We start from the raw sequence: 9702 nt of genomic DNA, 5'->3' as shown, positions 1-9702 counted from the left end.
AAACCCGCCTGCCTTACCAAGCAAATTATGCAATTTAACGTTGACTTGAGAGACGGTATCTACGGTCCTCGGTTGAAACACCGGAAACGCAAAATCAGAACTCTACCTTTACCGACCCCAGCAGCGTTCGCGGTGTGCCTATGTTGACCCGCGAGTTTGGCCCCACGCCCGGAATCACATCTTGCAGATAATTCTTGTCCAACAGGTTGTTCACATTCAATTGGAAGGTGATTTTGGATTGGTTGACTTTCAGATTGTACGCCGCCATTAAGTCAACCGTAATAAACCCAGGCACGTTATAGGTATTCGGCACATTGGTGGAACCATCGCGCAGGGTAATGCCGCCGCCAACTTTAAAGCCTTTCATTGCTTCCTGTTGAAAGTCGTAAGTATTCCAAAACGTCCCTACGTTTCTGGGGATCGCGAACATCCGCCGACCTTCTCGGCCGTCGTTGTCTTTGGTGACGCGTGTATCCAAATTGGCATAGGTAGCAATCATATTCCAGCCGGGTAGGATTTCGCCTTTGATATCAAGTTCCGGACCGCGGCTACGTACTTCACCGACCGCAATGGAATACAGCGGATTGATCGGATCGGTAGTGGCGACGTTTTGCTTGGTCAGATCGAAATACGCCAGCGTGGCGCTGAGCCGGCCATCGAAAAACTCGCTTTTGGCGCCCAATTCCCATTGCTGCGCGCTCTCCGGCGGCAGCGGTTTACCGCCTTGAGCTAGACCGTTGGTAGCGCCGAAATTTTCGACATAGTTGCCGTAAAGGCTCAACCAATCTTGCGCTTGCCACAACACGCCGACTCGCGGCGTCACTGCGTCGACGGAAAGATTAGTTAGCGCTACTTTATCGGCTTGATCGACCACCTGATAACGCAAACCGCCCATAACATGGATACCGTGCGGTAAGTGAATCTGATCTTGGGCGTACAAGCCGTAAAAATCGGTGTCGGTATCGTATCTATCGAACCCGCTGGGAAAGCTATAGCCGGTGTGGATAGGGTTATAGATGTCGATGGCGGCAGCGGGATCGCCGTAATAATATTGGCCGGTCGAACGGTTATTGTAATAGTCGCCGCCGACCAGCAGCGTGTGCTTTAAACCAAAGGTATTGAAATGGCCGGTTACATCCAGCGTGGTGTAATACGTATTAATATCGGCCGGATTGGCGACGACGATTCGATTCAGCTGGCTACCCGCCAGTCCGTCTCCCAGCATCGCCACGCTGTTCGGCGTATCCCGACGCTCGGTGGCGAAACGATGGCTGATGCTCCAATCGTCGTTAAACTGATGTGACCAGTTGAAGCCGAGCAAAATGTCGTCGTGATTTTCCGGAGTTTTTTCCATTAAATTACGGCCGCGCGGCATGTCGATGAATCGGCCGTTGACGTAAGGCCAAACCATGGTGTCGTTGACCAAATTATCGTGTTTGTATTCCATCTCGAAGGTGATCTGAGTTTGAGAACTGATGTTCCATTTCAGCACCGGCGCCAGAAATATCCGTTCACTATCGACCAGTTCACGGTACGAGCCGCTGTTTTCGTAAGAGGCATTCATCCGGTACAGCAAGGTGTCGTCGTCCGTCAGCGGACCGCTGGCATCAATAGTGGTGCGGTAAAGTTCGAACAAACCGAACTGCTGTTGTAAGGCGTAATAGGGAGTATTTAGCGGCTGCTTGGTCACCACATTCACCATACCGCCCGGTTCCATGCGCCCGTAAAGAATGGAGGCCGGGCCTTTGACCACCTCCACGCGTTCGACATTTGCCATCTGCCGTTTGCCCCAAGAGCTAAACTCCGAGTCGTAACGAAAACCGTTTCGGAAAATCGCCGAGCTGCGAAAGCCGCGGAGATAGAGATCGTCGGATTGCCCGCCGGAACCCGCGCTGGCGGTTACGCCGCTGACATTTTTCAACGCCGTATCGATGTTAATAGCCTGCTGATCGTTCAATACCGCTTTCGGCACGATTTGAATATTGACCGGTGTTTCCATCAAGGGGGTATCGGTTTTGGTAGCCGTCGTAGAATCACGTAGCGCATAGTCTTTGTTATACGGATCGGTCGCGTCATAAGTCGCTTTTCCTGTCACGGTGACTGCCGGCATAGTAGTCGCCGATTGCGGCTCGCTTCTGTTGACCACCGGTTTCGCTTCGATGATCGCTGTATTGTTGCCCACCAAGCGATAAACCAGCCCGCTATCCTTCAGCAATTTGCTCAGTCCTTGCTCGACTGTGACAGTCTCGTTCAGTGCAGGGGCGCTTAGGCCGCGCGTCAAATCGGCGTTGAAGACCAGTTTCAGATTGGCCTGGTCGGCAAAAGACGTCAGGGCTTCGGTCAAGCCGCCGGCAGCGATGGCATACGTTCGGGCGGCGTCTTGCGCGGTTTCGGCGCGGACCGTGTGGTTGGCAATGCTCAAGGCCAGGGCCGTGATGGCAAAAGGCGCGGTCATGTTCGCGAATGTGGATGTCCTCATAAAATCTCCTGAATGCGTAAAAGGCGGCGCCGATTGCCGGCGTTACTCTTCACAACGTTTCAGCACAAAAATCATGAACAGTGGACCCAAAAATTTTCCGGCATGGACTGCGATGGAGATAGACAGTAGGCGCGGCTAAGGCCCTCCTGTTCGCACCCGGCTTATTTGCTGAGTGCGGCATATCACGCGATATGCGGTATATCGCGCAGTTTTATGGGCGGTAAAGTCCGGGCAAATCCTCCCCATCCTCGATAAATTGTATGTTTGGCGGCGGCTTAAGCGGCTGTCAAAGCCCGAATGGCGGGGATTTCCGGTCGATAGCCGGCTTAACGCGGTAAGGAAACAAACGCGCTTGGTGCCGATTTTGCTTCTTAAACGTCTGTATTATTAAACCAGTCTTTTAAAACACAGATGAACGCAGTTCCGGACACTATTGATCGCTTCTTTCGGGAAAACCGGGACGATTTAATCGGCTTCTTCCTGCGCCGCTTGAACTGCCCGGATACGGCCAAGGATCTGGCTCAGGAAACTTTTTTGCGGATTCTGTTTTCCGAGCAACGTGCCCCCACTCAGGATAGGCGGGCTCTGGCATTTTTCATCGCCGGCAACCTGGTGGTGGATCATATTCGCAAGGAATCGGTGCGTGCCCGCTATACGCCAGCTCAAGAGGTGTCGGCGGAGCTGCTGGAAGCGGTCGCCAGTAATGATCCGGATGCCGAACAACGCCTGATGATCTGGCAAGATCTGGACGCCGTCAATGCGGCCTTGAATGAGCTGCCGGAAGAATGTCGCACGGCGTTTTATTTAAGTGCCGTCGAAGGTCTGACCTACGCGCAAATTGGCGAATGTCTGGGCGTGTCCGAGCGGGCTATCGCCAAACGGATTGCCAAGACCTTGAAACATTGCCGCGCCAGTCGTGAATGGGGTTAATGCCGGTAACGGTTTATTTTCCGCCGGCCTTGCTATATCGTGTGTCCCCTCTTTTCTTGTTCACCCTGCCTCAATGAATACCGACCCAGACGATTCCGGCGATAGCTTGGCCGACCAGGCGATAGACTGGTTGGTGGAGATGCGTTCCGGGTGTGTCACCGACGCCACTCGTCGCCGATTCGAAGCGTGGTGTCGGCAAGATGATACCCACCGTCAGGCTTATGCAGAGGCCGAGGCGTTGTGGGGTTCGGTGGCGCAGGCGGCCAAAGGATCTCCGCCCGCCGATATGCGGACTGAGTCAATCGGCTCGGTGCGGCAAGCTGTGCTTAGTAGGCGTCGCTTCCGTTGGTCTGGTCTGGCGCTGGCGGCTTCGCTGGTGTTGGGTGTGCTGTTTGGTCGAGACATGCTCCAAGATTGGCTGCTGAGCGATTACGCGACGGCGGTTGGCGAACAAAAGCAGATTCAACTGGCAGACGGCAGCAGCATTTTGCTCAATACCGATACCGTGTTGGCAGTGGACTGGGCGGAAGACAAGCGCCGCGTGGTGTTGCTGAGAGGTCAAGCCGAATTCAAGGTAGCCGCCGACGTGCATAGGCCGTTTGAGGTTGAAGCCGGCGATACGGCGGTCAAGGCCTTGGGGACTGTGTTCGATGTAGTACGGCGCGAATCGGGCGCAGTCGAAGTCAGTGTCACGGAGCATGCGGTAGCGGTGCGCTTGACCGATAAATCCACTGCCGCGCCAATGCGGGTCGAAGAAGGCCAGCACTTGCTGTATGCCGGCAACGGTAGTCTGGATACCCCGCACGCGGCGAATCTGAATCAGTTAAATGCGTGGAAACGCGGCAAGCTGCTTTTCCACGATCAAACGCTGGCCGATGTGGTCGCGGAATTGAACCGCTATTCAAAAGCCAAGATCATCTTGAAAGGCCAGGATATCAAACAGTTGCGCGTCAGCGGCGTGTTCCCTACGGACAGCTTGGCTATGTTGGATGCCTTGCAAAAGTCTTTGGCCATCCGTGTGACGCAGTTGGGGCCGTGGCTGGTGATTTTGCATACTTGATGGCTTGGGGGAGCCGCAAATGTCCGGTAAACCTTTTCGAGATTGCCGGCTCTTTTTTCAATCACGGCATTGGAAGTCTCTTGAGACACCGCCGTGGCGTATTAACGACAAATTGTTAGGAAAGCAGCAGGGTTTTAGCCAGCGACAGCTTATTTTTTACTTATTTAACAGTGCTTTACGTTTATTTTGTTGTGGCATCTTAATTGCTGAGCAAGGGTCGCCGGCTAAACCGGGTTGACTTGGCAACTTGGTTTAGCCGGTATTCTTTACTAGTCATGAGGTGTTGATATGTTCGAAGCCATTGTATTGTTCATACTGAGCGGCCTGGTCGCTGCTTGCGCATACTCGTCTCAGGGTTGCGGACTTTCCTTTTTCGGTAAACTATTTCGTTCCGCTAAAGGCCAAACGCCAGCGACTTTGACCAGCCAGACTTTCGCTGCCGAACGCGTCGAGCCGACGTCCAGTTTTCTGGAGCAACTGCAAAGTGAAATTGAGGCCTCGCTATTTCCGCGTCCTACCGATTCGGTGTTGCGGCGGCATTACGATGCATTGGTAGCTGTGGAAGTAAAAAACCGTTTGAGCTTTTTTAGCTGAGAACCGAGGATTCTATATGCAGCCTATCCGGGCTGCATATAGAGTCAGTCGTAAGCCCGGCAGTAAGGTCTTGCTTGTTTTGGCGAATAATCCGGATTAAGCAACGCGCTGACCGGGACGGTTAAGGTCTCGCAAATCCCCCACCAAAAATCCCCGCAGTGTCTCCGGCCTAGAAATTGACGTTGATATTGGTTAACCAGACGTGATTGGTCACATCGGGTGAGCCATAGTTATGGATGTATTGCAATTGATAGCCGGTATCTACATTCAAATTTTTTGTCACTTTGTAGCCCACCCCGACATAGCTGCGATTTTGGTTGATACCGGTTTGCACGGATCGCGCCAGCCGGCCCTCGTCTATAGAGTTGAAATACACAAACAGTTCGTCGAGCGCGATCAAATAGGCTTGGCTGTCGGGTATAGAGTAGACGAGACGGAATCGGTGCCGCATGCGGTGGCCGACGTCACCTTCATCGGCAAAAAAGCGTTGCTCTAAACGAAACCGGTATTGAAAATTCACTTGCGGCGTCCAGTTGTCTATCCACTGCACCTGCTGCATCGCATCGTTGGTGGCCATTTCAAAATCGGTTTGTTCGCTGTACTCGCCCTGCCAGGTGTAGCCCAGCCAGAGTTGCAATTTGTTAGTTAATTTATAGCCGAGCAGCGGACGGACAATAATTTGATTAAACAAGGTATTGTCGGTTTTGGTGCGAGGCGCCAATTCCAGGAAAGCCAAATAGGGGCTGCCGCCAAAATCGGTTTGATAGGTACTGCTGATCCAGGTGCTGAAATCGTCTTGCACTGGGCCTGCTTCGGCCGCTAGCGGGGTAAGCGTAAGGCCGGCGAACAGCAGGGCTAAGTGAGTTTTTTGCATATTTTTGTACCGAAGAACTTGGTTTGGAACGAACTGCGTCACGGTTAGCGAGGCTTTGCGTGTGAGGGGGCACGGTTTCTCTGCTGGAGATAAGCTTATCTCAATTCTTGATAAATGTGCTTGCTGAGGGATCGTATTCTGCGTGTTGCGCAATAGGGTGGTTTTATGAGTTGCTTGCTTTAGGTTGGCGAACTCAAGCCATTCGACTGCCGGGATGCGGCTAAATCTAGGAACGGGAAACCCTAAGGGATGGTTTAGGCTGAATTTGGTATGCAAATTACCTGTTCGGCAGATATATCTGCATTCACTTGATGTTGGTGCATAGTTGGCCTGCAACAAACCCTCCGGTAGCCGGAGGGGACGTCTTCGCGAGATGAATCCGGCTTAATCGGTCAAGCCGCTTACACCTTCAACAGACCAATTTTCGAAATCGCTTGCTCCGGATGTGTCGTCGCCTTTGCCGTATTGGATCCGGCAAGCGTAGTGACGCATCACGTTGGGGCTGTCTTTCCCGCTGATTTCCACGTCGGCATTAACAATATATTCGTAGTTGCCGAGAGTCCAGGCGTTGGTAGGTTGACTGGCAAATGACAGGCTTTGATCTTCGTCGGCTTCGTTTTTGATATAGGTGTTGCAGTGGGCGAATGCCAGGGCGGTCATGTCGGTACTAATGGACATAGGGTTGGCCGCGTCCTTGCTTTCCACCAAAAATAAATCAGAAGCGGCGATGTCGTACATAAACGGCAGGAAGAACTTAATCTGGACGGCAAGCAGGGCTGCCAAACAGACGGCAAATAGTATAATTTTCTTTTTATTCATGGCTCAAATGGTGGTTTTTATTGGTTTAATTATCTAGCGATCACCCGCGATTCTAACAAAGATCGCGGACTGTAGGAAATGCCAACCCTCGCACGCTAATTTACCGTGAATTTAATATTGTCCAAGCGTGTGCTTTTATAGCGCCCTTTGCCGCAAAGGTCGGGCCGAGACAGTCAGCACCGTAATTTATTCCAGTGTTCGTTCCAGCTTGCGCCAGGCTGCTTGTTGATCGTTTCCATCCATGCCATCAGTGTTGTTAGTCAATATTACGTTATACGGCAGCTCTTCGGCTTGTAATGCTTCGGCGCCAGTCTTGGTCTTGTCCAGCACGACCAAGTCGGCTTCCGACGCATCGCGGCCTTGTTCTTGTCTACGTCGAATGCGTTGTCGCAACACGTCGTCCTTAACCTGTATCGAAAGAATGACGAAAGGAATTCCCAGGTTTTGTGCCAGCACCTGGAATGGGCGGCGTTGGGCGTGTTTTAAAAAAGCGGCGTCGACAATAACCGGAAACCCGTATTCAAGCAGGGCTTGTGTCTTTTCTAATAAATATTGGTAGGTTTTTTGGCTTGCTTGCGGATCGTATATGCCGCTATCGATAGCCGAGCCGCTTTTTTGCAGGGCGTTTAAGCCAAATAGCCGTTTTCTTTCGACATCCGAACGCAAGCGGATCAGTTGGTGTTTTTCCAATGCTATTTGCGAAACCGTGCTTTTGCCGCAACCGGGCAAGCCGTGAGTTAGTATCAATGCCGGTTTGCGCGGGCTTAAACTGCTGCCGGCTAAATTCAAATAACTTAGGCATTCTTGTCGGGTCGATTCCGCACCGGTTTGCGCGAACCTATACCCGGCAATTTTCGCGCGCACCGCGGCTCGGTAACTTAGATAAAAGCGCAGCACCCCGAGGCCGGCGTAATCGCCGCTGATTTGCAAATAGGCGTTCAAAAACCGGTATGCCAGATCGGTGCGGCCGCGATGGAGCAAGTCCATGATCAAGAATGCCACATCGCTGATCGTGTCGATCCAGCGCAGTTCGGGCGAAAACTCGATACCGTCGAATGCGACCGGCCGACCTCTTAACAGCACGATATTGCCCAGATGCAGGTCGCCGTGACATTCACGAATAAAACCGGCTTGTTGCCGCTGCTTAAACAGGTTTTCGGCTGCCAAAAATGCTTGCCGGCAGTTATCTTGCAGGTGCTTGATCGATACCGCATCTTCGGGCTTCATCAACTCAAGCAATTGCTGGAAATTTTGCCGGGTTGGCGCTTCGATAGCATCTGGAGAGCCGCAGTCCGCGCCGGGGTTTTCCGGCAAGTATGTATGAAATCGGGCGATAGTCTCGGCCAAGCTGTCAATATGCGCCGGCGTCAGTTCCCCGCGGGTCAGCAGCGTATCCAGCAACTTACCGGCCGCAAAGCGGCGCATTTTTACCGCATATTCAAATGCCGGTTCCGCGTTGATTATCGGTTGCGTGGGGCTGCCGCCAATTGCCGTTACCTGCAAATAAATGCCTGGGGCCAGACGCCTATTCAAGCGAATTTCTTCCTGGCAGTAAAAGTGGCGTTGGCTAAGTTGGCTGAAATCCAGAAAGCCCAGATCGACCGGCTTTTTAATTTTGTAGGCGTAGCGGCCGGCCAGCAATACCCAGGAAATATGGGTTTCCAGTACGGTGACCCGTTTGACCGGATGCGGGAAACAAGCCGGGTCGCAAAGCGCGGCTATCAGCGGTGGGTATGCATTTGCCATGATTAAACACCTTTACGCGGACTGGGCGCGACTGATACCGAAACGGCAGTAGCAGTGATGCCGCCGATTCTGGCAGATCGGCAAGCGCTATGCAAAGCAAGCGTGCACCTAAATTGCTGTCAGGCATGTAAGTCATAAATGCCAGGATTTGCCGTGCCTTACAGGGTAAAGTTACGTAATGGTTGAGATTTCGACTATAATCCCGCCCCGCTTATATGGCTTTTTCATAGGCTTACCAAATTCGACTGGTTTACATCAACTTCATCCACATGCTGATTTCGACCCTGGTACCTGACTGGTACGGAGCCTGATAAAAAAATGGACATTACCCTCATCATCAAATCCCTGATACTCGGCGTAGTTGAAGGATTAACCGAATTTCTCCCCATTTCCAGCACCGGCCATTTGATTCTAGCCGGCGATTTGCTGAATTTTAACGACGATAAGGCCAAGCTGTTTACCATCGTGATTCAGGTTGGCGCGATCCTGGCGATTTGCTGGGAATACCGGGCTAAGATCGGCTCGGTATTGAGCGGCTTGACCAGCGACAGGCAAGCGCAAAAGTTTGTATTAAACCTGATGATTGCGTTTATGCCGCTGGCGACGCTGGGCTTGTTGTTTGGCAAGCATATCAAGGCCGCGCTGTTCAAACCGGTGCCGGTGGCCTTGGCCTTCATCATCGGTGCGTTCGTGATTATCTGGGCGGAAAAGCGCGAGCACAAAATCCGGGTCGATAATGTTGACGATCTCAGCCCGCTGGATGCCTTGAAATTGGGTATCGCCCAGGCCTTTGCCTTGATCCCCGGTACTTCTCGCTCAGGTGCCACCATTATTGGCGGCTTGTTGTTCGGTTTGTCGCGTAAGGCTTCCACCGAGTTTTCTTTCTTCTTGGCGATTCCCACCTTGGTAGTCGCCAGTCTTTACGACTTATACAAGCACCGCGACTTGCTGCATATCGAGAGCGACGCGCTGTCGTTCGCGGTCGGCTTGGTCGCGGCTTTTATCAGCGCTTTGTTGGCGGTAAAAGGTTTGCTGCGTTACATCAGTCATCACGATTTTATAATTTTTGCCTGGTATCGGATTGTGTTTGGCGTGGTGGTGATTGCCAGTGCCTACAGCGGTCTGGTGCAGTGGACTGTGGATTAGTATTCGGCGTCACGCAGGGCAGTATTTCGGTTTTTTTTGATCTTTAAAATTTAA

8 protein-coding genes are annotated in these 9702 nt (G+C 52.3%); 4 read left to right on the top strand and 4 right to left on the bottom strand.

The window, feature by feature from the left end:
* Positions 1–94: 94 nt before the first annotated feature.
* Positions 95–2479, bottom strand: coding sequence for a TonB-dependent siderophore receptor (locus A1332_RS12050; protein ID WP_082879668.1), 2385 nt, complete (start codon positions 2477–2479; stop codon positions 95–97).
* Positions 2480–2890: 411 nt separating this feature from the next.
* Here A1332_RS12050 and A1332_RS12045 point away from each other — a divergent pair, with 411 nt between their 5' ends.
* The 3 genes from A1332_RS12045 to A1332_RS12035 all read left to right on the top strand — a co-directional run bounded on the left by A1332_RS12045 (position 2891) and on the right by A1332_RS12035 (position 5063).
* Positions 2891–3409 (top strand): RNA polymerase sigma factor, encoded by a 519-nt coding sequence (locus A1332_RS12045; RefSeq protein WP_064008732.1) that lies wholly within the window; start codon positions 2891–2893, stop codon positions 3407–3409.
* 73 nt (positions 3410–3482) lie between these two features.
* Positions 3483–4469: a FecR family protein gene (locus A1332_RS12040; protein ID WP_064008731.1), complete on the top strand. Its 987-nt coding sequence runs from the start codon at positions 3483–3485 to the stop codon at positions 4467–4469.
* A gap of 288 nt (positions 4470–4757) precedes the next feature.
* Positions 4758–5063, top strand: a complete 306-nt coding sequence (locus A1332_RS12035) for a hypothetical protein (protein ID WP_064008730.1) — start codon at positions 4758–4760, stop codon at positions 5061–5063.
* Positions 5064–5232: 169 nt separating this feature from the next.
* Here A1332_RS12035 and A1332_RS12030 read toward each other — a convergent pair whose 3' ends face one another.
* From A1332_RS12030 to A1332_RS12020, 3 genes are all read right to left on the bottom strand, one after another.
* Positions 5233–5937, bottom strand: a complete 705-nt coding sequence (locus A1332_RS12030; RefSeq protein WP_064008729.1) for a DUF2490 domain-containing protein — start codon at positions 5935–5937, stop codon at positions 5233–5235.
* Between the two features lie 384 nt (positions 5938–6321).
* Positions 6322–6756 carry a hypothetical protein gene (locus A1332_RS12025; protein ID WP_064008728.1) on the bottom strand — a complete coding sequence of 145 codons (435 nt, stop codon included), beginning with the start codon at positions 6754–6756 and terminating at the stop codon, positions 6322–6324.
* 186 nt (positions 6757–6942) lie between these two features.
* Entirely contained in the window at positions 6943–8502 is a 1560-nt protein-coding gene (locus A1332_RS12020; RefSeq protein ID WP_064008727.1) for an AAA family ATPase, read from the bottom strand.
* Positions 8503–8820: 318 nt separating this feature from the next.
* On the opposite strand from A1332_RS12020, the gene A1332_RS12015 reads away from it, so the two are divergent.
* The gene (locus A1332_RS12015; protein ID WP_064008726.1) at positions 8821–9648 is read left to right on the top strand and encodes an undecaprenyl-diphosphate phosphatase; all 828 of its coding nucleotides are present in this window, start codon (positions 8821–8823) and stop codon (positions 9646–9648) included.
* Positions 9649–9702 lie beyond the last annotated feature (54 nt).

Source organism: Methylomonas methanica (genome assembly GCF_001644035.1).
GTDB lineage: Bacteria > Pseudomonadota > Gammaproteobacteria > Methylococcales > Methylomonadaceae > Methylomonas > Methylomonas methanica_A.
Note: the sequence above shows the minus strand (reverse complement) of the source record. Positions and strands in the feature narration are given on the sequence as shown.